At 55.4% G+C, this 26,109-nt stretch carries 18 protein-coding genes; 6 read left to right on the top strand and 12 right to left on the bottom strand.

Annotation, left to right across the window (positions count from 1 at the left end; genetic code table 11):
* Nucleotides 1-73 precede the first annotated feature (73 nt).
* The 11 genes from ABDX87_RS10455 to ABDX87_RS10405 form a co-directional block, all read right to left on the bottom strand.
* Complete coding sequence (locus ABDX87_RS10455; protein WP_346832798.1) at nucleotides 74-1,291, bottom strand: ABC transporter ATP-binding protein; 1,218 nt, start codon at nucleotides 1,289-1,291, stop codon at nucleotides 74-76.
* Complete coding sequence (locus tag ABDX87_RS10450; RefSeq protein WP_346832797.1) at nucleotides 1,288-2,082, bottom strand: ABC transporter permease; 795 nt, start codon at nucleotides 2,080-2,082, stop codon at nucleotides 1,288-1,290. Before ABDX87_RS10450 ends, ABDX87_RS10455 begins: the two co-directional genes overlap by 4 nt.
* A 325-nt stretch (nucleotides 2,083-2,407) precedes the next feature.
* Nucleotides 2,408-3,850 carry a mannose-1-phosphate guanylyltransferase/mannose-6-phosphate isomerase gene (locus ABDX87_RS10445; RefSeq protein ID WP_346832796.1) on the bottom strand — a complete coding sequence of 481 codons (1,443 nt, stop codon included), beginning with the start codon at nucleotides 3,848-3,850 and terminating at the stop codon, nucleotides 2,408-2,410.
* Between the two features lie 344 nt (nucleotides 3,851-4,194).
* On the bottom strand, nucleotides 4,195-5,268 hold the full coding sequence (locus ABDX87_RS10440) for a hypothetical protein (protein ID WP_346832795.1): 1,074 nt from the start codon (nucleotides 5,266-5,268) through the stop codon (nucleotides 4,195-4,197).
* Nucleotides 5,269-5,424: 156 nt separating this feature from the next.
* Complete coding sequence (locus ABDX87_RS10435; protein ID WP_346832794.1) at nucleotides 5,425-6,327, bottom strand: class I SAM-dependent methyltransferase; 903 nt, start codon at nucleotides 6,325-6,327, stop codon at nucleotides 5,425-5,427.
* 86 nt (nucleotides 6,328-6,413) lie between these two features.
* The gene (locus ABDX87_RS10430; protein WP_346832793.1) at nucleotides 6,414-7,508 is read right to left on the bottom strand and encodes a hypothetical protein; all 1,095 of its coding nucleotides are present in this window, start codon (nucleotides 7,506-7,508) and stop codon (nucleotides 6,414-6,416) included.
* A gap of 2 nt (nucleotides 7,509-7,510) precedes the next feature.
* Nucleotides 7,511-8,884, bottom strand: coding sequence for a glycosyltransferase (locus ABDX87_RS10425; RefSeq protein ID WP_346832792.1), 1,374 nt, complete (start codon nucleotides 8,882-8,884; stop codon nucleotides 7,511-7,513).
* 82 nt (nucleotides 8,885-8,966) lie between these two features.
* Nucleotides 8,967-11,360 carry a glycosyltransferase family 2 protein gene (locus ABDX87_RS10420; protein WP_346832791.1) on the bottom strand — a complete coding sequence of 798 codons (2,394 nt, stop codon included), beginning with the start codon at nucleotides 11,358-11,360 and terminating at the stop codon, nucleotides 8,967-8,969.
* Nucleotides 11,360-13,840 carry a glycosyltransferase family 2 protein gene (locus tag ABDX87_RS10415; RefSeq protein ID WP_346832790.1) on the bottom strand — a complete coding sequence of 827 codons (2,481 nt, stop codon included), beginning with the start codon at nucleotides 13,838-13,840 and terminating at the stop codon, nucleotides 11,360-11,362. The genes ABDX87_RS10420 and ABDX87_RS10415 overlap by 1 nt, the downstream gene beginning before the upstream one ends.
* 147 nt (nucleotides 13,841-13,987) lie before the next feature.
* Nucleotides 13,988-15,397, bottom strand: a complete 1,410-nt coding sequence (locus ABDX87_RS10410; RefSeq protein ID WP_346832789.1) for a DUF4214 domain-containing protein — start codon at nucleotides 15,395-15,397, stop codon at nucleotides 13,988-13,990.
* A 19-nt stretch (nucleotides 15,398-15,416) separates the two neighbouring features.
* Nucleotides 15,417-16,238, bottom strand: coding sequence for a hypothetical protein (locus ABDX87_RS10405; RefSeq protein WP_346833487.1), 822 nt, complete (start codon nucleotides 16,236-16,238; stop codon nucleotides 15,417-15,419).
* Between the two features lie 981 nt (nucleotides 16,239-17,219).
* Between ABDX87_RS10405 and ABDX87_RS10400 the strand changes: the two genes are divergently transcribed.
* The 3 genes from ABDX87_RS10400 to ABDX87_RS10390 are packed head-to-tail and all read left to right on the top strand — an operon-like array spanning nucleotide 17,220 to nucleotide 21,711.
* Nucleotides 17,220-18,983, top strand: a complete 1,764-nt coding sequence (locus ABDX87_RS10400; RefSeq protein ID WP_346832788.1) for a type I secretion system permease/ATPase — start codon at nucleotides 17,220-17,222, stop codon at nucleotides 18,981-18,983.
* 14 nt (nucleotides 18,984-18,997) lie between these two features.
* Nucleotides 18,998-20,323 carry an HlyD family type I secretion periplasmic adaptor subunit gene (locus tag ABDX87_RS10395; protein ID WP_346832787.1) on the top strand — a complete coding sequence of 442 codons (1,326 nt, stop codon included), beginning with the start codon at nucleotides 18,998-19,000 and terminating at the stop codon, nucleotides 20,321-20,323.
* On the top strand, nucleotides 20,320-21,711 hold the full coding sequence (locus tag ABDX87_RS10390) for a TolC family outer membrane protein (protein ID WP_346832786.1): 1,392 nt from the start codon (nucleotides 20,320-20,322) through the stop codon (nucleotides 21,709-21,711). The genes ABDX87_RS10395 and ABDX87_RS10390 overlap by 4 nt, the downstream gene beginning before the upstream one ends.
* A gap of 14 nt (nucleotides 21,712-21,725) precedes the next feature.
* Here the strand turns inward: ABDX87_RS10390 and ABDX87_RS10385 are convergent, their stop codons facing one another.
* Nucleotides 21,726-22,886: a glycosyltransferase family 4 protein gene (locus ABDX87_RS10385; RefSeq protein WP_346832785.1), complete on the bottom strand. Its 1,161-nt coding sequence runs from the start codon at nucleotides 22,884-22,886 to the stop codon at nucleotides 21,726-21,728.
* A 304-nt stretch (nucleotides 22,887-23,190) separates the two neighbouring features.
* Here ABDX87_RS10385 and rfbB point away from each other — a divergent pair, with 304 nt between their 5' ends.
* The 3 genes from rfbB to rfbA are packed head-to-tail and all read left to right on the top strand — an operon-like array spanning nucleotide 23,191 to nucleotide 26,059.
* Nucleotides 23,191-24,267: a dTDP-glucose 4,6-dehydratase gene (gene rfbB / locus ABDX87_RS10380; RefSeq protein ID WP_346832784.1), complete on the top strand. Its 1,077-nt coding sequence runs from the start codon at nucleotides 23,191-23,193 to the stop codon at nucleotides 24,265-24,267.
* Entirely contained in the window at nucleotides 24,264-25,169 is a 906-nt protein-coding gene (gene rfbD / locus ABDX87_RS10375; RefSeq protein ID WP_346832783.1) for a dTDP-4-dehydrorhamnose reductase, read from the top strand. The genes rfbB and rfbD overlap by 4 nt, the downstream gene beginning before the upstream one ends.
* Complete coding sequence (gene rfbA, locus ABDX87_RS10370) at nucleotides 25,166-26,059, top strand: glucose-1-phosphate thymidylyltransferase RfbA (RefSeq protein WP_346832782.1); 894 nt, start codon at nucleotides 25,166-25,168, stop codon at nucleotides 26,057-26,059. Before rfbD ends, rfbA begins: the two co-directional genes overlap by 4 nt.
* Nucleotides 26,060-26,109 lie beyond the last annotated feature (50 nt).

Here is a 26,109-nt window from a genome sequence, read left to right as displayed (position 1 = left end):
GGTTCAACCCGTGTCGCGCGATTACGCAACCTGGGGGTGAGCGAAGCGGCGCCGGCTGAGAGAGACGTGGCGATCACACATCGATCTCGACAGTCGGCGGCATCCAGCTGAGGCCTACGAAAGTTTGCTCGGCAATATTGACGACGTTGAACACCAGTGCAAGATCCACCCACTCGAAGTTTTCTACGATATGGGTCTCGGACGCGTGCAATGCTACGGCCACCGAGTAAGAACCGATCCCCAGATTGGCCGGAAACCTGAATTTGTAGGTAAAGGTCTGGCCAGCTGCCAGGTTCATTGACTTGCAGTTCAGGTGGTGGGTATTCGTGCCGAATATGCTCTGCCCCAGACGGTCCTTGATCAAGTAACCCACGACGACTTCAGGGAGCGCCTCATGGCTTTTGCCCTTGATGCACAGCGTGACTTCATCGCCGACGCCCACGAACTCGACCGGCGCACCGGCCGCGTCCAGAAGCGATACGCTTTCAATGGTCGCTTTGCGGCTGCCTGAGCGTGTCTGTGTCGCACCGCTGTCCAGTGCGACGACCTCCACCGTTGCGTTCTCCTTGTCAGCTACGATGGCGTTGTAGAAGTCCATGACCTCTTCGGGCGGACCGTCCTTGATCACCGTGCCTCCGTCGAGCAGGATGGCCCGATCACACAGCGCCTGGATCGAGCCGCGGTCATGGGACACGATAATCAACGTCGTTCCTTGTTCCTGGAACGCCTTGATGCGGGCAAAACTCTTGTGCTGAAAGTAGCTGTCGCCTACCGACAGGGCTTCATCGACGATCAGGATGTCAGGACGAAACGCAGTTGCGACAGAGAATGCCACCCGCATTTGCATGCCGCTGGAGTAGGTACGCACACTCTCATCGAAGTATTCGCCAATCTCTGCGAAGGCCTCGACGTCATCAATCACCGCGTCAATCTGATCACTGTTGAAACCCATCAAACCGGCGGCGTGATAGACGTTTTGCCTACCGGTCAACTCTGGATTGAAGCCCATCCCCAGTTCGAGAATCGCAGCAATGCGCCCGTTCACCTGCACGCTGCCCTCGGTAGGCTGCAGGGTACCGGTGATCATTTTCAGAAGAGTGGACTTGCCGGCGCCGTTCTGTCCGACGATACCAATGGCCTCGCCTGGCTCAATGGCGAAGCTGATGTGGCGCAACACCCAGTGTTCGTGGTGAGGTTTGGCAGGGACGAAAAACCAGTTGGCAATTCGCTTCCATTCCGAGCTGTAGGTTCGGTAGGCCTTGCCGAGATTGCTGACCGCTAGAAGAGTCATAGGGAATCCACCATTTCCGGAGCCGCACGGCGAAACATGAACAACCCCAGGACCAGCAACACGCAGGTCACGCCCACGGTGATGGCGACTTCTTCGAGCTTCGGGGAGACCTGGTAAACCAGCACGTCGTGGTAAGCGGTCACGATTGAATACATCGGGTTGAAATTCATCAGCCCTTGAAGATTCTGGGGAATGATATTCGCCGAGTAGACGATCGGGGTGAACCAGAACCAGACCTGCATGATGATTGGCACCACTTGTCCGACGTCTCGGACAAAAACGTTGATGACGCCCAATACCAGGCCGAGGCCGACTGCCAGTGCAGTGACCACGACAGTCAGCGGGAGCAGCCAGAACATCTCCATATTAGGCATTTGCCCCAACGCCGCGAACACCACCAGGACGGCGACGAACAGCAGCAAGTTATTGAGCAGGCACGAGCCCATGACGATGACCGGCAAGGCAATGCGCGGGAAACGCATTTTCTTCATAATGTTGCCTTGCTCGATGAACAGGTTCAGGCATCGGGAAACAATTTCCGAGAACAGGTTCCACGCAAGAATCCCCGCCATCAGATAAAGCGCGTACGCATACTTGTTGTCTATGCCTGGCAGTTTGGCTGCTAGCACGTTCGACAGAATCAGTGCGTAGATCGCCACTTGGGACAAAGGGTGAATGATCATCCACAGACCGCCCAGTTTGCTGCGAGCAAACCTGGCGATAAATTCATTGCGGATGGACGTGACAATAAAGCTTCGGTAGTCCCAAAGCCCTTTCAACATGCCGTACATGCTTGGTCCTCGATGACGCGTATGATTTTTTTCACTGACGTGGCGACTGGATCGCACGGATGGCAGTGGTTGTCCTGCACGGCCGCCAGGCGCAGCGTTGCCTTGGCAACCCGCGCCTCACGCAGACGAATGCCTGAAAGATCGGAAAAGCAAAGGACTGGAGGACTGCATACGAACTCAACCGCAGGGGGCGTTCGATCAGCCACCACGACAGTAGCCGACCAGCCGTCGCCCCAGCGTCGATGAGCTGTAAGAAAGCAGAAGGGTTGGCGAGGACTCCAACCCGCGTACAGCCATGTCGACATCATTCCTTGCTGCCTGACAATCAAGCCCCAGCTCGACCGTAGACATCCTCAAAGCGAACGATATCGTCCTCGCCCAGATAGTCACCGCTCTGTACTTCGATCAGCACCAGGTCTATGACACCAGGATTGCTCAAACGATGCCTGTGGCCAGCACGGATAAATGTCGACTCGTTGGTATTGAGCATCAATTCCTGATCGTCATTGACCACGACCGCCATGCCGCTGACTACGATCCAGTGCTCGCTGCGATGGTGGTGCATTTGCAGGGACAGCGACGCTTTCGGCTTGACGACGATGCGCTTGATCTTGAACCGCTCACCATTTTCCAGCGTGGTGTAGGTGCCCCACGGGCGGTGGACCGTCTGATGGAGTTGATGCAGCGTGTGCCCCGACTTCTTCAACTGCGTGACGATGTGCTTGACGTCCTGAGCATGGTCCTTGTGCGCGATCATCAACGCATCCGCGGTATCGACGACCAGCAGGTCTTCGACACCCACCAGCGCAGTCAGTCGCTCTTCCGAATTCACGTAGTTGTTGCGCGAGCCATGAGACAGCACTTCGCCTTCGAAACGGTTACCGTCTTCGTCCTGAGCCGTTAGCTCGCTGACGGCATTCCAGGACCCGATATCGCTCCAACCAATGTCGCAAGGAATGGTAGCGACCTTGTTGGAGCGCTCCATCAACGCATAGTCGATCGAGATGTCCGGGACTTTTGAGAACGAGTCAGCATCGACGGCGAGGCAATGATAGGCGTCACCCTGGGTCAGGCGAGAACTGGCAAGAGAGGCCGCCGCCGCTTCCAGTACGTCGGGAGCATGTTCGGCAAACTGCTCCAGTACTGTTTCAACTTTGAAACAGAACATGCCCGAGTTCCAGAAATAGTTCCCGGCCGCAATATAGGATTGCGCAGTGGCCAGATCAGGCTTCTCAACGAAACGCTCAACCTTCAAACCGTCTGCCTGGCCAGCCGAACCACCCGCCTCGATGTAACCGAATCCTGTTTCGGGATATTGCGGCTGAATCCCGAACGTGACCAGCCAGCCCTGTTCAGACAGCTTGACAGCATTGGACACCGCCGCGCCAAACGCCTTCTCGTCCTGAATCAAATGATCCGCCGCCAGAACCAGCATGTGAGCGTCGGAACCTTGCAGTGCCTTGATCTGCAACGCTGCCATGGCGACGGCCGCAGCCGTATTGCGCCCAAACGGCTCAAGGATGTAGCCCTGTGCCAGACCGCCTTTATTGACGGTGCGATATTCGTCCTCAGTCTTGAACAGCAGATCACGATTAGTGACCGTCAGCACTTGAGATACACCCGCCAGTGCGGAGGCCCGAAGGAAGGTTTTCTGAATCAGGTTCTGGCCGTCTGGCAGCGTCATGAACGGCTTGGGATGGGCCTCGCGAGACACGGGCCACAGCCGGCTGCCGACGCCGCCAGACAAAATTACGGGTATCAAATCCATGTTGAAAAGTCCTTACGAACGACGCTGTTGGCTAAAAGATTGGTCGGCATACCAGCGCTGCAACCCCTAAGCGCGAGGTGTCACAGTCCCATTTTTGGCGGTAATGGTTGCCGATCGAGCAACGTTGCTGTGGCTCGCCACTCGGAAATTAAAGGCCGTTAGGATAGCAGAGAAGGGGGGGGCGCGGCGATGTACAAGCGGATGTCGCAACATGTCCATCGCCTTTGGGATGTCAGCCTCAGCCCTTGGGATTAGCCTCGCGTGGACATTTGACCCAAATTGGAAATGTGCCGTTAACGCCTCCCAGAATGTTCCCCACCACGCCTGTTACCCCGGAGCACCGTTTATTTGAGATCCGTTTCCGACACCAAGCCCTGCCGAATGGCCGCTGCAGTGAGTCGATTAACAGTCGCATCATGGCCTCTGCCAGTGTCTTTAAAGTGTTTTAAAGATGCGATGAATTGTTCTCGGTCGTTAACATGAAGGCAATATTCCAACTGCTTCGCGCTCAGATCTATTTTGATAATTTTATTGTTTGAAAATGCACTGTAGAGCTTCGAGAATCCAGTAAAGTCATTCGTTTTGAAACAAAAAGCAACGTACTCCATTACCGTCATTCTTGCTTTCGCCTGGTCAATAGTAAGTCCATTTTTTTTACGTGATTCGATAACCTCAATTGAACGGCGATAAAGCCTGCCGGCGATCAGCTTTCTTCCCCTTGACATCGATATCTGAGCTGCATACATCCACGGTACACCAGATTTGCTTCTGTTTTGTCGATACGTTCTCAGCAGTTTGGCTATGGGAGTAGTTTTGTAAATGAGAGAGAATATAAACTCAGAGAGAATCCCTGACTCGTTAAGTACAGCGAACACCTCATGCCCAGAAAGTGGCAAGCTTACCATTTGGCAGTGCTTCATGTTACGCGCTATTAGCTGCGCATGCCTGTTGTCAAGATCGTGAAGACGATCATAGAATACCGTCGTTTCTATGGGGGGGTGTTTTTCTTGTAGCCAGCTATCAGATTTATATTCGATTTTTTCCCAGAATTGCGAAAACCGGTTATCGAAGTCTGCGTAAGGAGCGGAGATAACGGCCTGTGGGGAGATGGAAATTACGTTGGTGGCGTTTAGAAAGTCTGCGTATTTCAGTGCAGCATACGCTCCCATGCTAACCCCGTAAATGACAACTTTATCAAAGTTCGATGTCATTGCTTTTATTATGTTTAAAGCATCTTTCACGTACTCAAACTGGTACCAGTGGTTCCACGTCGGAATGATATAGATGCAAGAAATTCTTTTACTCTGAAAGAAGCTTCTGCCGAAGCCATTCTCAATAGTGGCATTTTGTTTTTCGTCCACCAAGGGGGAAAGCGAAATGACTAGCAATTTCTTGTCGTAGAAATCGTTGGAGATCATGACGTGGTCGTTTTTATAATATATTTCCATCCCGAGTTTACCTGTTCCTGAAGTGGGCGGATTTAACGGTACGGTACGATAACATTGTCTTGTTTGATAGCCTCGAAAACTCAGACGTCAATTCAATGCGGAGTTTTCGTCTGGTATGCATGGAGACTATTCGCCTGCATCTGTTTTTGATGGAGAACAGTTGCTTTTTAACGCGGGCAACTCATTCTCGAGACACTGGACCCTTTGCTGCGTGGAGTCCTGATTCTGGCCATTATCCTTCGAGGCATCAACTTCTAGAGACTGGGCGGGCGCATTGTTATATGTGTTGTCCACGTATTTTACCGGAGAAACAACCTCAAGCGAGCCTGCAACCCTGCGCCTGCCAAGGATATTATCAAGGCTGGCTTTCTTCTTGATAATGCACATGGAGTTTTTAAACTCAATAGAGTGTAAGCTAGCAAGTTCATTGTCAGGAAAATCAATAGGCACATCGAAAGCATCAAGGTGATGAAGTCGGTCTTTATCCAGTCCCCAGTGTTCAAAATTTAAGATGTCGACTAAGCATTTGAGAAATGCGATTGAGGAGTGCGTAGAATTCAAGCCACCGTCAAACTGCTTCCAATAACTGCAGTGAAGGTCTTCGATTATATATATTCCCCCAAGGTTGAGCATGGGGAAAACTTTGAAAAACGTCATTATTATATCGCCGCTAGTGTGAGAGCCGTCGTCAATAATAATGTCGAACTTTTCGCTAATGGATTTTAGTTTTTGTAATGTTTCGTGGTTGTTTATGTCGCCGATCAAAAGGCTGATTGAGGGTGCGTCAAACTTAATTTTCTCACAGTCTGAGTTTATATCGCAGCCTGCGATCAGCTTGGAGTTTTCAAAATACTTGGCCCAAATTTCCAGGGAACCCCCATTCTGTACGCCGATCTCTAATAGTTTTACGGGGTCCGCTTTGTAAGGAGAAAGTACCGATTCGTACGTATCAAGGTAGCTGCTCCATTTGTCAGAAACGTTGTGGGCGTGGACGTTGTACAGATGGCGCAAGTCATGTGATTCTGTCATACATCCTCCGCGATGAGGTCTTTGGTGAATCCACCTTAGTGCCAAAAAGGCCCCGCATGAATAAAATTATCGTCGGGGCCGAAGGGTCAGAGTGTCATGAAGATTCTTTTCGCCGTGTTGCTAGATGGCCCAGTTTGCAGGAACTCTTTAAGGCTGAGGTCGAATCGCGAGACGTCGTAGGATTCCAGTTTTCCGGTGAAAGGGATTTTGAAATCTAGAGCTCTCAGCGTCTCCGGACTTTCAAAAAAAGAAGCGGGACTGATAGATTGTTGAATTTTTGCCAATCCTTCATTCGCGAAAATTGCGGTAGGGATACGATGAATTTCATAATCAACTAAGCAGGTTGATATGGTGGAAATGCCAGATTTGGCATGTTCAATCACCTCTTCAGTCGTGTCGATCCCATGAAAATAAATATCTTTGTCATGGCCGTAGCGGAAAATGTTGGTCGGTCTCGCACCATACATATTATTAATTAGATTCATACCATTAAGCTCCGCAGAGTGGTGGCACCAGACGAACATTTGATCGGGGTGAGCCTTCGCATATTCAAAAATCGACTGTGCCAGCACCCTTTGGTCATTAAAGTTATACATGTACCAGTTTGTATTCGTTGTTATGACCGTATACTCAGGGACAACAATGACCTCTGTGCGCTTTATCTTTTCAACCCTGTTCCGTGGGTAGCCGACACCGCCCTCTTCAAACCAACTCAATTGGAAGTCCGCGAACGAAGGCACCGGATAGCCTCCACCCAGGCTATGTGAGGCTGTGTTTACAAATTTTGAATCATCAACGAAGTTGAAGCCCCACTGATAGAGTCCATGTGGGACTTCGATGATAGGAAGCTCAGCAGCAACGCAAGCCTTCATTATAGAAATTATTTTGGCATTCAGTACCGGACTGATATGTCCCACTGTGGTGATTACAGCGCTAAAGATCGTTGTCAGCATGATGACTGACTTGAAGTCTGAAGTTATTTTTGCATTTTCAGGCAGGTCATAATCAGTCAGTAAGTTATATTCTTTCTGAGTGTTGTTTATATAGACCAGGTAGTCGAATTCTGACCCTACTATGGAAAGAAGAGCAAGCTCAGCTTGAGATAAATTATTCGTGATGTACAGAAAGGTTTTTTTGGTTGGAGATTTGTTTGCTCTCTCCGAACGAATAATGCTATGCATGATTAACCTACAGTAAAATTGTTGATGACGCAGTTTCGAGCTTCCAGAGAAACTTTGCGCAATGGGGTAGGATTTATTATCAGCGATTTTAGTTTCTCATACCATTCGCTTTGAGTGTTGCATAGCCATCCATTTTCATCGTCAACGATCACGTTTTTGAACTCGTTTAGCGGGCTTGCGATGATAGGTACGCCTTGTGAACCGCATTCAATAAACTTAATGTTCGACTTTGCTGAGTTGAAGATTGTATCTTCTAGCGGTGCCAACGCTAGATCGTGCTGCGCGATGACTTTGTACATTTCATTAAGTGTCAATCTTGGGATGACATGAATGTTGCTGTTGTACATGGCAATGGGGTGTACGTTGCTGCCGGTGTTACCCAGAAAAGTCATTTCGAACTTGTCCGGAAACTCCTGAGCCAGCTTCACGATAGTACCTTGAATGATCGAGAAATCTCTCTTGTGCGTCGCAGTCCCTGATAGGTAGAGGATCTTTAGCTTTCTCGTTTCAATGTTTTCCAAGCGTGAGATGCAGGTGGAGTCCGAGGCGACCATCGTCCTCATGATCCGGTTTTTCACGACTTTTACAGGTTTTTCAAGGTTCGCCAAGGCTTTTGCTATTGCGGGTGTGCTGCAGTGAAAAGCATCCGCGTAAAGAAGGAACGCGGATTTGTTGATCAAACTTTTCCGAGCTTCTTCAATAGTCAAACCATCCGAGGAGCGGACGTGGCCTAAATATTCAGCGTGCTCTGGAAGCAAAAGGTCGTCATAGTCAAGCGTGACTTTTACGCCAATGTTCTTGGCAAGCTCTATAAGGTAAAACGCAAGATCGGTCTTTTCTGGGCGGGAGAATATAAGTTCTTTGCAGTTAAACACTGCACGTACCAGTTTAAGGACCTCCGTTTTGCCTGTGTAGACAAGATTTTGTGGGTAGTCCAAAGACTGAAATAGGCATCGGTAGATAAACGAACCATCACGCAGTTCTGCGCTAGACAGGAATAAGGTCGTTTCGCTTAGAATGTTGAAAGGCTGCGGGTGCTTCTGCAGTCCCGGCTTGGGAAGGTCGCGCTTTTCTATATGGCCATAGGTGAAATAATGCTCTGCAGCGTGCATCTCACTATTCGCAATGTCTTTGTATTTAGCGATATATTTTGAATGGTCGATAAGACACTTGTACAGATAATCCTCAGCTATGTCCGGGCGATCACGCATAAGCTGATTGATAAATTTTTTGGATGGATTTTCTGCAGATGCTACAAGTTTTTTAGTCGCAGGGATATTCTGAATATCCTCTGCGCTAAGAATTTCAGGTGCAACCTCTAGCGGTGTACTTTTCGAAGAGGTCACTGCTTTTACTGATTTCTTTGATCTTTTCATGTCGGAGTCTATTTGTACTGGATCGACCAGCTAATTAATATTAATGATATCGGGGTGTCTGTCGAAACCGAATCCTGTACCGCTAATTTAAAGGCACCTTTCTAAATCTAGGGAGCGACGCGAGCGGCGGTAATGACAACCCGCCGTAAGCCCCACTCAAATAATCATGACTCAGAGCTGGGTGGTAATAAGGGTCAATCTGTCCGTCCAGCGACCATCGTTCGATAAAGCCCTGCTGTTCTCGGTGCGCTCGGGCTTGTTTTTCTGCACTGATGTCTTTGCCACGGCTCGCGGACTCGGCGTGAATCAGCTTCGCGAACGCCGTCCAGACCAGGTGCAGTCCCGATTGCTGGATTCTCAAGCACAGGTCGACATCATTGAACGCTACTGGGAAGGCTTTTTCGTCGAGACCGCCGAGCGCTTCAAAAACTGATTTACGCATAAGCAGACACGCGGCGGTCACTGCGCTTTGGCGACGGGTGAGCTGGTTGGTCGCCAGGTACCCCGCGTCGTGTTCTTCCAGGTTATTCCCGGCATGGGCCGCCAGCCCGTTGATCCCGACCACGACCCCGCCGTGCTGGACCATGCGGTTAGGCCATAGCAGCTTGGCTCCGACCGCGCCGACATTGTCGCGCAGCAGCTGGCTGAGCATTTCTTTCAGCCAGTGGGTTTCGATGATTTCGATGTCGTTGTTGACCAGACCAATGATCTCGCCGGAGGCATGCTCAACGGCTCGGTTGTTGATGGTCGAATAGTTGAACGGGTGCGGGTGCGGCAGCACTTTCACGCCTTGCGTCGGCAGGTACTGGAGGTACTCCAGGGTCTCCGGATCGGTTGACTGGTTATCCACAACGATGATTTCGAGGTGTGGGTAATCCGTGTTCAGCAGCCCTTCGATGCACGTACGCAGCAAGCCGACCTGATCGCGGGTCGGCACAATCAGGCTGACGCGGGGCAGGGTGAGGGGAAGCGGCCAGTGTGCGCGAAGCAGTGCCGGGAAGTGTGGCAACGCCCTGACCGTTGCGCCGGGCACGAGGCTCTGGCAAAGCCAGGCAATCGCTTGATGACGGTCCATCGATGGCCAGGCGTGTTCCGGACTGGCCGGCGCTCGGTGATCACGGTGGTAAACGACCTGAGGCAAGTGTACGACGGTTGCCTGAAGCTTTTCCGTTGCGAGCGCGATGCCGGCAACAAAGAAATCCCAGTTCAGTGATTGCAGGTCGTTGGCAGGCGCGAGCAAGGACAGAGCGGCCTGGATAATGTCCGCGCTGAAAATTGCACCGGGGGTGAAGAGGTCGGCACCGATGAACAGGTCCAGATCCCATACCGGCTTCAGCCAGGGCAATTGGCGCTCGCCGTGCGGGCCGTCGCGGTCGCAGTCTGCATAGCCCCAGGCGATATTGTCATCCAGCAACCCGGTCAGGTGATCCAGCGCCTGGCTCGCCAGATGGTCACCTGCTTTGATGGGGACGATGCTGTCACAGTCTGCTTCCAGTAATTCTTTGAGCGCGGGCAAAAGATCGTCGGGCGTCGTTCTGACAATCTTGCGCAGCGTCGCCTTGTTACCGCGCAGGCTGGCGAGTGTGACGCCTTCCAGCGTCATGTCGCCCTCACTGAGCAGTAACAGGCCCACCTTGGTCTTTTGCGGTGCCGGGTTGCGCACCGGGGTGTGCTGGAAAACCTCGAACCATTGTGGGTAATGGTGAAAACCTGCGCTTTTGGGGAAGCGCAGCGTCTGCTCTTTGGCCACTTCGGTTAGCAGCGCAAGCGTCTGCTCGTCGGGCCCCTGCTGGTCATGGAGTTTGAACAGCCCTTCCAGACCTTCCGGCCAGCAGCACAATTTGATCGGGCTGCCGGAAAGCGGGTGGCCCATGTCGTTTTCTATGTGCAAGGTGTGCGGCTTGCCGTCTGCCAGCTCCCAAGGCAGGTCAATCGTGAATCCATGGTCGCTCGTCGAGCGATACACCAACGCTTGATGATGGGTGTCGCAGGAGGCTTGGGCGATCACGCGGTCGTTTTCGCGGACGGTGACCTGAACATGGCGATGCTGTGCGTCCGGGTCGAACGACCAGCCACTGAGTCGCAGGCCGCCGCTATGCCAGACTTGCGAGGCGATCGCCGCCGGCACTTTGGGCGGCGGCGGCGGCATCTTGAGGTCGCCTGCCAGGGTGAAGTCCTGATTGGCCACGCGAGCACTGATGTGTTGGGCCCCCTCAAGCCACGAGTGCCTGAGCTGCACGCCAAAGCCATGGAACTGGTCGCCACTGTCGGCGTTTGGCTCGAAATGATCGGCGCGCACCAGGCTGACGCAAGCGCCATCCACCATGACCTCAATAACCAGACGCTCGCTCGGTCTGGACAGGTCCAGCGCCCATCCTTGCAGGACATCGCCGTAAAGACCGGTTATCGCTCCGCGCAAGGGGGTCACGCTGATCTGGCTGCTGTTGGCAGGCTTCGTTAGGACTTCTTCTGACATCAGACCTGGCTCAGAGAAAAGGGAAGTAGTTTCGTCGAGAAGGCTCCCGCCTCCTGACTGATCGCTCCAGGCACTGCGTACAACGGCACGCCCAGCGATGCCGCCATGGCGGGCGCTTTCCAGCTGGCGCCGGGGTTGGCCTCGAGGCTCAGCGCACCTGTGCAGCCAGCGAGTGACGCGCAGTCGGCAGGCTCAAGTCCCTGGACTTGAGGCAAAGCATGAACTGCGCCAGTTGCCAGCAGTGTTTTGAGCCAAGGGCTGTCACCCTGCGCGAGCAGTGTGAGCTTGAGCTGGTCTCGCGTGATGCGCCGTCCCAGTTCGATCCATCGGCGGGCGAGATCAGCATTGCTCAGTTCGTCGGCAATCATCAGCACCCGTGGAGTCCGTTTGTCTGGACGAGCAGGTTTGAGCGTGTTGCGATCAATGACAATCGCGGTGCCCGGAAACGCCTCTGCGTAAGGCTTGCGCAGCGCCTTCCACGGCACATGGAGGCTTGTGGCCTGGTTGGCAAATGCCGCCCAGTCGCGTGAGGGCGCGGGCTTGAGCAACTCGTCGTCCCGGCAAACGATGCGGTAGGGTTTTTCAAGCTTCGCTGCCAGGTCCAGCAAGTCTGCAGGGCACGCCGTCAGTTGCCGGTACACGACCTCGTCGAGGCTGAGTGTCTTCAGGTCGTCGATCATGCGCCCAGCCTCGTCCGGCAACTGGTATTCAAGGGTCAAAGGCAATGGCTTCAGGTCGGCATGCAGCGTGACTAGGGTACGCGCGCCTTCCTGTTTCCAGTGCAGGCTCAGCGGGGTCTTGAAGGCTGCGCCGGAGCAGACCTGCAGCTGTCTGAACGCCTGCATCGCCTTCGCGCTGGCCAAGGATTGCGCCATTTCAGTGGCCAGTTGTGCCAGTCTGCCGCGTTGGAGCGCGTCACGGGACGGCTTGAGCGGATCCCGCAGGCAGAAATGTTGATACCGGGCGGAAGCCGTCGGATAGCGCCGTTCCAGAATGGCGTTGTTATGGGCCACGCGCAGGACTTTTTCTTCACCGAAGGAGACGCCCCCTTGGTGGGCAACGAAGACATTCGGTGCGCCCATATGACGCCATCCGAGCGCGCGTGCTCTGAGGCACCAGTCGGTTTCTTCGCCGTAGCCGCGCAACAGGTGTATTTCATCCAGATATCCAGTCGCGTCGATGGCCTGACGTTTGATGTACAGACAAAAGCCGCAACCGGTCTCGATCTCAACAGCCGGGCTGTCGATGGCGAGGGCAAGTTCGTCCAGCACCGCCTGTTGTTCGGCCGTGGGCATCGTATGGCTGACACGGCTGACCGGGAAGCTCATCAGCTCACCGTTATTGGTGAAAGGTGTCACCGACGCAATGTCTTTGGCGCTGTACGCCACTGCCCGCAGCCGATCGAGCCAGTTGCCGTGTACACGGGTGTCGGCATTGAGCCACACCACGTCTCGTTCCGGGTTGAGCGCCATGCCCCGGTTAACGTTTCGAATAAAGCCCAGGTTGATGTTCTGCTCGATATGCACGATGTCGCCTTTGGCCGCAAGCTCAGCCAGCGCGCGGCGCAGCGCCGGGTTGGGCGTTGCATCGTCGAGCACCACCAGACGGTGGGCCGTGCGGTTTAATGCTCGGCTGCCAAGGACGCTGTTGAGGCATTCAAGGGTCTCTTCCAGCCCGTCATACACGGGAACGAGTACATCGACCGGTTCCTGGCGTCCCGCCTGTTTGCCAACAGGCAGAGGCGCAACGAAGGTCGGAAGGTTGGACAGCGGACTGCCGATGAGCGGCGTGCCATCTTCAAAGCGGACATGCAGCGTGGGCGCCGGGTCCTTGATCTGCACGCGGAATGCGCCCTGGTCTGAGGCCAGACCCGCTTGCGTCAGCAAAGGATCGGCGTGTTCAGCTGTGCAAACGTACTGGGTCGCCCCTGAGGCAATGCACACTTCGACGTGGCTGCCAGGTGAGCGCAGGTTGAGGGCCCAGCCAGAGACTTCACGGCGTTCGGCATCGTATCGGCTGACGCCAAGCAGCAGGGGAGCGCCGGGTTGTTTCTTCAGCAGCCCGACCACCAGTTGAAGCTCTTGGGGGGCGGTAATCTCTGGAAGCCTTGAGAGAAGTGAACGTCGCAGGGTGTCCGGTCGTTCTGTCTGGCTGCGTAACTGCCACAGCATTGAGCGCAGAACGCTGTCGGCAGGATTCAGTTTCCAGGCCGACGTGAGCAGTCGGGTGGCGAGCTCCGGTTTGCCGAGGCTAGCGACAACGCGACCGGTCAGCGCCTGGATGTCCGAGCGTTGGGGCAGTGCAGCTGCGGCGGTGCTCAGGTACAGAAATGCGTCCTGAGGCTGTTGTTGCTGCATCGCGTCTATGCCCTTCCAGATCAGGGCTTCAGCGCGGTATTCGGGCGTGTGCAGCGCTTTGTTCAGAAAAAAAATGGCCTGTTCCAGCTCGCCGGCTTGCCGGGCAAGGTGAAATCGATCCATGAGCGTTCCCGGCTCAAGGTTGGGTTGAATAGAAGTGGCCATGGGTGGTTCGCAGATAAATAAAGAGGGGCGCCCGCGAGGGAGCCCCTTTTTGAAAACCCCCAGCCTTGCGGCTGGAGGTGATCGGGCTGGTTCAGAAACGGTCGATTAAACCGAACCTGGGACCACTACAACGTTGGTGATGTGAGCTTGTGCATCGGCCGAACCAACGATTTCGATGGCGACTTGTGCTTGCGATACACCGTTGTCCAGCGCGGTCAGCCAGAAGGCTTTGCCGCTGATGTCGTTCGCGTCGTTGTCACGACCCAAAGCGTTGGTGTACAGCGAGTTCACGAACTCAAGGTTAGAGTGGCTAGCCGCTTCGTTCGAGTTGATGATGTCCGAAGCGATGTCTGCACGGCTGCTGCCGTTGGACAGGGCGTTAACCCAGAAGTCCAGACCACCTGTGTCTGCATTACGACCCAGTGCAACTTCGTATAGGCCTTGCACGAACGCGGAATCGGTGGCGGTCGCAGTTTGACCTTCGGTCGAGTTAGACAGTTGAGCTGCCAAGTCGCCCAGGCTCAAGCCATTGGCTACGGCATTGGACCAGAAGTCCTGACCCGCTTGATCAGCACCACCGGTGCGACCCAGCAGAGTGTTGTACAGATCGTCGATATAGCTGTCGACGACGACATCTTTGTACTCTGCCGAGTTGACGAAGATCTCAGCCAGCTGAGTAGTGGTTGCACCGTTAGCGTGAGCAGTGGTGAAGAACTCAGCGCCGCCTTGGTCAGCGTCGCGACCCAGCAGGCCTTCGTACAGACGCAGGACTGCAGCATCTTCAGCGTTGTCAGCGATAGCAACGGTAGCGCCATCGGTGAAGCTCAGGAATTCAGCGTGGGTAACGCTGGTGGTCTGATCGTCGCCGTTCAGGACCAGAGTCGAACCGGACTGCGAGATCTGGAAGTCAGCACGTGCGCCACCGATCTGAACGGTGTCGAAACCATCGCCAGCATCGATAGTGTTGGCAATGCCAGCACCGGTGATGATGGTGTCGTTGCCTGCACCAGTGGAGATGAAGTTAACGCCGATGCCGCCGATGACGGTGTCGTTGCCGCCTGCAGTGGTAATGACGTCGTTACCGTCGCCGCCTTCAACGGTGACGTTAGCGTCGCCGGTCACAGTGATGGTGTCGTTACCATTACCGCCAACGATGACTTTGTCCGAACCTGCAACGGTGTTCAGGGTAGCGTTAACGCCCTGATCGCCGCTGATGATGAAAACGGAAGCGTCGGCAACTGGAGTCAGGTTGACGTCGACTTGAGGCGTGGCGATAGCGCGAGCAGTGATAGTAGCGTCAGTCGAGATAGTCACGACGTCTGGGGTCACGCCGTCTTGGCCATCCACTTGACCGGTAATGGCGTTGTAAGAAGCTACCGACACTTGAGTGCCCGCTGCATCCAGGTTCAGCAGGGAGCTGATGGCTGCCAGGGTGGTAGCGGAGATTGCTGGGTTGCTTTCCAGTTCTGCGGTCAGAGCTGCTGCTGTGGTTGGTGCATCATATTGCAGTGCCATGAGTCTAATTCCTGATGTGTCAGGCCATTTGGCCTATGTTGCTATCTGTCTGCGTAATCGCAGGTTTTTCCCTGAGAGACTTATGGCGGAGAGCGTTGATCTCGGTTTTGGGAGTAATTGAGAGCTGTATTGCAACCAGGGGTTCAGTCCCGCTGGGTCCAAAAAGCATTTGTTCGTTAACGATGGCTTGGGGCGCTGATCCAGCGAACACCACGTAGCCGGTCAATTCGTAATGAGAGCGGTCTGGACCGGTCAGGCCAAAGCCCACTGCGACCAGCGAAGCACCTTTGTTGCGCGCTCCGGTGAAGCTTCCGGTCAGCACTTTCTGGCTGGGGCCAGCGCCCGCGATCGTGCTGGTGTAAGCCAGGTCTACACCGGAGGGTTTGTTTTCCCAGGCGATGGCGAAGCCTTCCAGGCGGCTGCTCGCGCGCTGGTCTCCCAGGCAGTCGTCGGTCACGGACAGATCGCCGTGGTTTTCGATATGCCCGGTGAGCTTAAGCACGGCGCGGGTAGGAGCGGTATGGGAAAACGCCACCGCTTCGGGAGCAGGGCTTGCTGGCATGAAGTTACGCATGATTGCCGCAGATGTGTCGATGCGGTCGATCCGCAGGTCGACGGGATCGACTTGCATGTCGGCAAGATAGTATTCGGTGATGAGGACTGTCGCGACGCCGCTTTTTACGCGGCCGATGATGCAGTCTCCCAGCTTGGTGAGCATGTTCTTGGACACACCCTCAGCCGGGAAAAAATCAATCACACCTTTCCCAAGCGGTGCCTGCTGCAAGGCAATGCAGACGCTGCGTTCTGCGATGGGCTGGGAGGCGTAGCGAAAAATGTACATCCCGGGCTCAAGGAGCGTGACACGGGAAGTGATTTTCAGGCCGTCTAATGTTTGGGACTGCACTCAATAAGTTTCCTTCTTATCCCGAGCTGACAGCAGTTGATTGGGAATTCGTCGATCCGATCAACTCTTCACTGGTACCGCGCAACTTAGTGGCGCACTGGTGGCAATTCCGTCGTCGGAGATTAATTGATCTTTGCGAAATGTCAATTGTTCCCGTAGGAATTTTCCCCCGGTGTCGCGGGAAACCAGCGCTCGCATGTTGCTCTGAATTCCGAGTTCTGTGTAAGCCGCTGGTCAGGAAGAGCGGTCGAGGGGTCGGAAGTTGCCATGCTCAAACTCGCCTGAGAGCCGCTGGAATCAGTATTGTGGCGATTTTTGACCTGGGCGGCCGGCGTTCGCAAAAAACCGCTGCCGGGTGGCAATTCAGTCAATGCGCTCGTGTTTTTTTGACGTCAGCAATATGGGGTGCTCTGGGACGGGTGTTTCAGAGTGTTTCGGTCCCGTGGCTCACGCTGAAGGCGGTTGTCGTCGTTGAAAGCTGCCTATTTTTTGACCATTTCGACTTCTCCGCTGCCGGCTCTCGCACCTGCAAAATCTGCAATCGATAGGGGGTATACGCTTTAATCGCAGCCTTGGGGCGCGCTCGGCTAGGGCAACTACGCATGGGATAAAGACATTTATGTGAATCCATATCTTCCAAGGAATTCAATACAGTTTCATGAACTCTTGATGATGTTGGCCAACATATAGACGTTGATCTAACGAAGCTCGTCGGGTCGGAAAAAAAATTACGGAACTATTCGTTAAATGTGTAAAGCACCGCATCGTTTGTTATCTGTTGAGTTCTGATTCTTAAAAAAACTTCACGAAAATCTGCCGGACGGCCCCCCAATTGATGGCCCTTTAATGCTGTCTATGGCCAAGGTCAGTGATACACTCCCGCGCTTTCGCAGCCCTATCTCATCAGTAATGGATTCCATGAGTCGCTCACACGAAAACAACCTGCAAGCCGCCCTCAAGGTCTGCAAAGGTAGCTTCCTATCGGTCGGGTTCTTCAGCCTGTTCGTCAACACGCTGATGCTGGCCCCGACGTTCTACATGATCCAGATTTCAGGGCGGGTGGTGCCCAGCAGCAGCACCTCGACGCTGATCATGTTGACCCTCATCCTGACCGTGCTGATGTTGACGCTTGGCTCTCTTGAATGGGTGCGATCAAGAATCATGGTCCGCATCAGCAACCGTCTGGATGTGTTGCTCAGTCGTGACGTTTATCGGGCAAGCTTCAAGCGAGCGCTTAGCAGTGGAGGGATGGATGCCTCTGCGCAATCGCTCAACGACCTGACATCCCTCAGGCAGTTCCTGACGGGCAGCGGGTTGTTTGCTTTTTTTGATGCGCCTTGGCTGCCTATTTATACCGCCGTCATGTTCTTGTTCCATCCATGGTTCGGCTGGATGACAGTGGGCGCCGCTGTCGTGCTGGTTGCCCTTGCCTATCTCAACCACCGCTACACCAGCAATGCGTTGGCCGAAGCAAACAAGCAGAGCATCACGGCAAACCTTCAGACCACTAAAAATCTGCGCAATGCTGAAGTGATCGAATCCATGGGCATGCTCGACACGCTCATGGGCCGCTGGGCGACGCGGCAGCGCCGGGTATTGGTCCTGCAATCGGCAGCCAGCGACAAGGGCGGTATTCTTACCTCGATTTCCAAGACCTTCCGCAACTGGGCCCAGTCGATGATGCTGGCGGCCGGTGCGTACCTGGTGATCACCCACGAGATCAATCCGGGCTTGATGATGGCTGGCTCATTGCTGTTGGGTAGGGCGTTGTCGCCTATCGATCAGATGATTGGCAGTTGGAAAGGCTTCGTCGCGGCGCGCATGCAGTACCAGCGCCTGAATGACACCCTGGAGAAACTCCACTCCGAGCCTGAGCGGATGTCGTTGCCGGCGCCTGAAGGTCATATTCAGGTCGAGAATCTCGTCGTTGCGCCGCCAGGGGCGAAGGCTGCGGTCATTCGCAACCTGAGTTTTGTTGCGCCGGCAGGCAGCATCGTCGGCATCGTCGGGCCGAGTGCGGCAGGGAAGTCGACACTGGCCCGCGCGCTACTCGGCATCTGGCCGCCGCAGCACGGCACGGTACGTCTCGACGGCGCTGACATCAGTGCCTGGGACAAACGCGAACTCGGGCCGCATCTGGGGTACCTGCCTCAGGACATCGAACTGTTCGAAGGCAGCATCAGCGACAACATCGCACGGTTTACCAAGGTCGACCCCGAGCAAGTGGTGCTGGCCGCTCGAATCGCTGGCGTTCATGAAATGATCCTGCAGTTGCCGGATGGTTATGACACGGTCATCGGCAGTGAAGGCGTCAACCTTTCCGGCGGTCAGCGCCAGCGCATCGGTCTGGCACGCGCAGTCTATGGCAGCCCTCGATTGATTGTGCTCGACGAACCCAACTCCAACCTCGATGAAGTCGGTGAACGCGCGCTCAGCGTTGCGCTGCAGAAGATCAAGGAAACAGGTGCCACGGTGTTTATCATCTCTCACCGTCCCAACATCCTGTCCCGCCTGGACCGTGTGATGGTACTGAGTGCGGGCACCCTGAGCATGTACGGGGCACGCGACCAGGTCATCGCCGAGCTGGCTCAGCAACAGGCCAAGGCTCAAGCCAAAGCGCAGGGTCAGGCTCAGCCCCGAGTCGCCGCCACGACCACCGGCGAAGAACAGCCCAGCGCTTGAAAGGAATTCAATGAATGAGCAGTAATGCAATGACCGTGCTCGACGAGCATTCTTCCGACATGCCGACCTCCGACCGGGGTATCCGTCGGATCGGGATGACGATTGTACTGGTGACCTTCGGTCTGTTCGGCACCTGGGCCGCTTTCGCTCCGCTGGGCAATGCGGTGTACGGCAACGGCTTCGTGACGGTGCAGAGCTATCGAAAGACGGTGCAGCACCTGGAGGGCGGTATCGTCAAAGAGCTTCTTGCCCGTGACGGCGACACCGTCAAAAAGGGCGATCCGCTGATCATCCTGGACGATTCGCAGTTGAGCTCGGAGTACGAGTCCACGCGCAACCAGTTGATCACCGCTCAGGCCAAAGAGGCGCGCTTGAGGGCGGAACGTGACGATCTTCCGTCGATCCCGCCGCTGGTCATCAAGGGGGAGGAAAGTGACCGCGCGCGCGAGGCCATCAATGGTGAAGCGCAGGTTTTCAAGTCGCGTCATGTCGCCCGTCTGGGTGAGATTTCGGTTCAGCAGGAGCGTATCGGTCAGCTCAAGCAACAGATCGTCGGCCTCAACGACATGATTGCGACCAAGGTCAATCTCGAAAAGTCCTACAGCGGCGAGATTACTGAACTCAAAGACCTGTTGCGCCAGGGCTTTGTCGACAAGCAGCGCTTGCTGGAGCAGGAGCGCAAGCTGGACATGCTCAAGTCCGAGGTGGCCGATCACCAGTCGACGATCACCAAAACCCGTTTGCAGATCAACGAAACCGAGTTGCAGATCGTCCAGCTCAATCAGAAATTCAGCTCTGAAGTTGCCAAGGATTTGAGTGATGTGCAGGCTCAGGTGTTCGACCTGCAAGAGAAGGCCGCTGCGCTGAAGGACCGACTTTCTCGCGTCGTCATCCGCGCGCCGGAGGACGGCATGGTGCTGGACATGAAGGTCCACACCATCGGCGGTGTGGTCAGCGCGGCAACGCCGTTGCTGGACATTGTTCCCGAGTCGTCGGAGTTGGTGGTCGAAGCGCACGTCGGCACGAACGACATTGACCGGATCACTCTGGGCAAACACACGGACATTCGTTTCAGCGCGTTCAACAGTGCCACGACGCCTGTTATTCAAGGCGAGGTGACGCGCATTTCAGCTGACCGGCTCACCGATGAAAAGACCGGTGAAGGTTACTATCTGGTTCGGGTCAAGCTGACTGACGAGGGCAAAGAGCGGCTCGGCGATCGCAAGCTGCAACCTGGCATGCCCGCTGAGGTGTTGATCAACGCGGGTAGCCGGACCATGCTTCAGTACCTCTTGAAGCCTGCCAACAACATGTTCGCCAAGTCGATGATCGAGGAATGACAGCAGTGCGTTTTATCCCCGGTCTTGTTCTGAGCCTGCTTGTTCTTGATGCCCATGCCGCCCAGCCTGTTGCCCCGCAGCAGGTCAGCGCTTCGACGTACTCCCTTGATCTGATGACCCTTTACAAGGAGTCCAGACTCGAGGATCCGCGCATTCTTTCTGCCTATGCGCGCGCACGCTCCGCTGCCGAGCAAGAGCGTGATGCTTTCGGCGGCTTACTTCCTCAGGTCACGGCCAGCAGCAACTTCAACCGGATCCTGCGCAAGGATGATGCGTCTCGGGAAATCTACGACAACAAGAGCTATTCGCTGAACCTCACGCAGTTCATCTACAACAAAGAGGCGTGGGAGCGTTACCAGAAGGCCAAGAGTGTCACGCAGCAGAAGGGCTCGCAGTCCGAAGACGCTCAGGCGGAGGCGACAGTTGATCTGGCTAAGCGGTATTTTGCTGCACTGGCTGCCGACGACGCTCTGGAGCTTGTCGTGGCTGAACGGCGTGCGACCCAGGGCAGCCTGGACCGGGTCAATGCGATGTATGCCAAGCAGATGGCAAAGATCACCGACATGCTCGACCTGAAGGCGCGCGTTGACTCTCTGGTGGCGCAGGAGGTGGAAGCGCGCAATCAGGTCCGTCTGACTCGAGAGGCGTTGTCGGAAATCGTCGGGCGACCCATCAATGAGCGCCTGAGTCGTATCCGTAACGACATTGCGCTTGAAGCACCCACGTTGCCGTTGGAGACCTGGATCGCTCAGGCGATGGACAGCAATCCCAGACTCAAAGCGTATGAGAGCAATCTGGCAGCGGCCGATGCGGCAGTGCGCGAAGGCAAGGGCGGTCACTACCCCTCTTTGACCTTTAACCTGGGGGCGCAACAAAGTGACGTGGGTTACGACAACACACTCACTCCCCGTAGCGACAGCTATGTGGCGACCATCGGCCTCAAGGTGCCGATCTACAGCGGTGGATCGACTTCTGCGCGGGTGCGTGGGTTGTACGAGGATCAGTACGCAGCCGAGCAGGACCTGGAAGGTGTGCGCAGGCAGGTGGTGAAAGAAACCACCAATGCGTATCTGACCGCTCAGTCGGCCGTCGACAAGATTCGCGCCGGGCAGAACGCGCTGTCCTCGGCCAAGCAATCCAGCATTGCGGCGCAGAAGGCGTTCACCTATGGCGTGGTCAACGCCGTTGATGTGCTGACAGCGGTGCAGAACGAGTTCAAGGCCCGCGGCGATCTGCTCAAGTCACAGTACGATTTCATCACCAACCTTTTCATCCTGAATCGTTGGGCAGGCAAGTTGTCTGCTGAGAGCGTCTCCAGTGTGAATGTGTGGCTGGGCGGGGATGACTCGGAGGCGCTCAAAGACCTGAAGGTTTCAAGCGCCAAATAGCTCGATGTTACTGCTCACCTGCCTTCGTAACGGGTGAGCACGTCCCGGTAAACCGCCAGTGTCTGACGTGCGCACGCTTGCCATGTGTACTCTCGCGCCCGTTGCAAGCCCAGCTGGATTCGTTCAGACCTTAATGCGGCATCCTCCAGCACGCTCAGCATTGCCGCTCTGATGTTGTCGACATTCCTGGGGTCAACACTCCACGCAGCGTCGCCCGCGACCTCTGGCACCGAGGTCGTGTTAGATGCAATCACTGGACACTGCGCGGCGAATGCTTCGACCACCGGCAGGCCGAAGCCCTCATACAGTGAAGCGAACACCAGCGCGCCGGCACTTTGCAGCAGTGCGAACACTTCGGACTGGTGCAGATACTTGAGCCAGCGACCCTCACCTCTGTCTTCCAGTCGTCTGAGCTCAGGCAGCAGGTCTTCGTTCGCCCATCCATCGCGGCCCACGATAATTAGAGGATGCGCCTTGCGAACGGCATCCGGCAGCGCGTTGAATGCCTTCAACACCGTCGGAAGGTTCTTGCGCGGTTGCAGAGTTCCGACAAACAGAAAGAATCCCGGATCCAGGTTGTATTTCCTCAACACCGCGTCGCGCGTATCGAGCGGGACCCGTTCGAAGTAGACAGGGTCAACGCCCAGTGGGGTCACGCTGATGTTTTGAGGCGCGACGCCCAGATACTCCATCAGGTCCAGCTTGCTGTATTCGGAGATCGTTATCAGGTGATCAGCCTTTTGAACACTCTTGGCGAAGAGCCAGCTTTTCAGGCTTTTGAGGTTTTGCCTGATCCACTCCGGATGAATCAAGGGAATGGCGTCCATCACTGTCGCTACAACCGGAACACCGGCAATGTTCGGTATCTGGTGGTCAGTGGCATGAAAGATACGGACATCGCGCCGAATGTCGGCTGAGTTGGGCAGCGGACGATTAAGCACACCGCTTAACAGCACTTGAACGCGAAACTGCTCCGACAACGTTTTTGGAGTTCCGCACGCCAACTGAGGCAAATTTCTACCAAACGCATAGGGCTTGACGGTGATGTCCTTCGCTTCGCTTTGCTTGAGGTTTTCCATCGCTTGCCAGAGAGAGCGGGTGTAAACCCCAATCCCGTCCAGATGCCCGGCGCGTTCGCATCCCGCCCAGACTGTGCAGCTCAAGCCAATATCCATACGTGTTCTCAATCTAACCGGGTGCATCGTCAAATAAGGGCGCGAGCCTATCATGAGTCGGATTCGTGAGCATTTATTCAGTTGTTACCCGTCGATCAAATAATGTGGCGGCCATTACGTCGCTTCGCTGAGATTCATCTTTGATCGGTTTTGCAGAGCTTGTATGCTCTTCCCGGGTTGGCGGCCTCTGGCCATGTTGTCTGGCGCCGCCTCATTCAATGTTGGAAGCTGCATGTCCGGCCTGACGCAAATGAAAGCGGCCTCTATAAAGAGCGCTGCTGGCAGATCAAGGTAGATAATTCGCGTGAAGATTTTAGTAACCGGCGGCGCTGGCTTTATCGGCTCGGCAGTCGTGCGTCACATCATTTCCAGTACCCCGAATGCTGTCGTCAATGTCGACAAGCTGACGTACGCGGGAAACCTCGAGTCGTTAGAAACGATTGATCAGGACGAGCGATATGCCTTCGAGCATGTGGACATCTGTAACCGCGAAGCGCTCGACCGGGTGTTTCGCGAGCATCAGCCTGATGCGGTGATGCACCTGGCGGCCGAGTCTCACGTCGATCGCTCCATCAGCGGTCCTTCCGACTTCATTCAGACGAATATTATCGGGACTTATGTGCTGTTGGAGGCCACCCGCAGTTACTGGGTGTCCCTGGACGAAGAGCGCAAAGCGGCGTTCCGTTTCCATCACATCTCCACTGACGAAGTGTATGGCGATCTGGAAGGGCCGGAAGACCTGTTCACGGAAACGACGCCTTACCAGCCAAGCTCACCGTACTCGGCGAGCAAGGCGAGTTCGGACCATCTTGTTCGGGCCTGGGCCCGTACCTATGGCCTCCCGACCGTCGTGACCAACTGCTCGAACAACTACGGTCCTTTCCACTTTCCAGAGAAGCTGATTCCGCTGGTCATTCTCAATGCGCTGGAAGGCAAACCTCTGCCGATTTACGGAAAAGGCGATCAGGTGCGCGACTGGCTGTATGTAGAAGACCATGCGCGGGCGCTGTACAGAGTCGTGACCGAGGGTGAGGTGGGGGAGACCTATAACATCGGCGGCCACAATGAGAAGCAGAACATCGAAGTGGTCCGCACGGTCTGCGCGTTGCTGGATGAACTGCGTCCTGATTCTCCCTATCGTCCTCATGCTGATTTGCTCACTTACGTGACGGATCGCCCTGGTCACGATCTGCGCTATGCGATTGATGCCAGCAAGATCCAGCGCGAGCTGGGCTGGGCGCCGGAAGAAACGTTCGAGTCGGCCATCCGGAAAACCGTGCAGTGGTACCTCGACAATCCCGAGTGGGTCGCGCATGTCAAAAGCGGCAGCTATCAGCAGTGGATCGACAAGAACTACGCCGCGCGCACTGACAACGCATGAAGATTCTCCTGCTCGGAAAAAACGGTCAGGTGGGTTGGGAGCTGCAACGTGCTTTGAGCGTGCTGGGAGAAGTCGTAGCGCTTGATCGCCATCCCGTGGCAACCGCTTATGGAAGCCTTGCCGGTGACCTGTCCGATCTCGCCGGACTGCGCGAAACGATCCGCAGCGTCGGTCCGGATGTCATCGTCAACGCAGCCGCTTACACGGCCGTCGACAAGGCCGAGAGTGAGCGCGACCTCGCTCGAACGGTCAACGCGTTGGCGTGTCAGGTGATGGCTGAGGAGGCCGTGCGTCTGGGCGCATGGCTGGTGCATTACTCCACCGATTACGTGTTCGACGGCAGTGGCACGACGCCTTGGAAAGAAACCGACACCGTCGCCCCGGTCAACTACTACGGCACCACGAAGCTGGAAGGCGAGCGGATGATTGAAGCCTCAGGCTGCAAGCACCTGATCTTCCGCACCAGCTGGGTCTATGCGGCGCGCGGAAACAATTTCGCCAAGACCATGCTGCGATTGGCAAAAGATCGGCCATCACTGAACGTCATTGCCGATCAGATCGGCGCACCGACTGGCGCTGAACTTCTGGCCGATGTAGCGGTGGCAGCCCTTCAACAGGCCGTGGTCAAACCCGGGCTCGGTGGCATTTATCATCTGGCGCCAATGGGGGAAACCTCGTGGCACGCGTACGCGAAATTTGTCATCGACTTTGCCCGCGCCCATGGCGAGTTGCTCGCGGTGGAAGCCGTCAACCCGATCGCAACCACCGAATACCCGACACCGGCAAGCCGTCCGCTGAACTCACGGCTCAACACGGAAAAGCTTCGCGATTCCTTTTCTCTGCACTTGCCGGATTGGCAACGTGGTGTAACCCGAATGCTCATGGAAGCTTTGAACAAATGAATACGACTAACCGTAAGGGAATCATTCTGGCGGGCGGCTCGGGAACGCGTCTGCACCCGATCACTCTGGGTGTCTCCAAACAAATGCTGCCCATCTATGACAAACCGATGATTTTTTATCCTTTGTCGGTGCTCATGCTGGCGGGGATGCGCGAGATTCTGATTATTTCGACGCCAGAGGATCTGCCGTCTTTCCGCAAACTCCTGGGCGACGGCAGTCAGTACGGCATCGAGCTGACGTACGCTGAGCAACCCAGCCCGGACGGTCTGGCTCAGGCATTCATCATCGGCGAATCGTTCATCGGCAATGACCCCTGCTGTCTGATCCTCGGGGATAACATTTTTTACGGCCAGCACTTCTCGGACAAATTGCGCTCCGCCAGCCAGCAAGCGTCCGGCGCGACGGTGTTCGGCTATCACGTCTCCGATCCCGAGCGTTTCGGCGTGGTGGAGTTCGATGAAAGCGGGCGCGCGCTGAGCATTGAAGAAAAACCGGCACAGCCCAAGTCCAGCTACGCGGTCACGGGTCTGTACTTCTACGACAACCAGGTCGTCGAAATCGCGAAGAGCATCAAGCCGTCCGAGCGGGGCGAGCTTGAAATCACAGACGTCAACCGTGCTTACCTCCAGCAGCAAACACTGAATGTGGAAATGCTGGGCCGTGGATTTGCCTGGCTCGACACGGGCACCCACGAGTCCTTGCTTGAGGCGAGCCACTTCGTGCACACCATCGAGCAGCGCCAAGGCTGGAAAGTCGCGTGTCTGGAGGAAATCGCCTACACCAATGGCTGGATCACCGCGGATCAAGTGGCTTCCCAAGCTGAAAAGCTCAAGAAGACCGGCTACGGTCAGTATTTGCTGGGGCTGCTGAAGCCTGCACAGCACGGGTAACGCCCAAGCGTCATTGCCGCAGCAAGAGGGGGATCGGCGTCGAATTGCCG

The organism is Pseudomonas abietaniphila (genome assembly GCF_039697315.1).
GTDB classification, from domain to species: domain Bacteria; phylum Pseudomonadota; class Gammaproteobacteria; order Pseudomonadales; family Pseudomonadaceae; genus Aquipseudomonas; species Aquipseudomonas abietaniphila_B.
The sequence above is the reverse complement of the archived record's forward strand: the minus strand, read 5'-3'. Positions and strand labels throughout refer to the sequence as shown.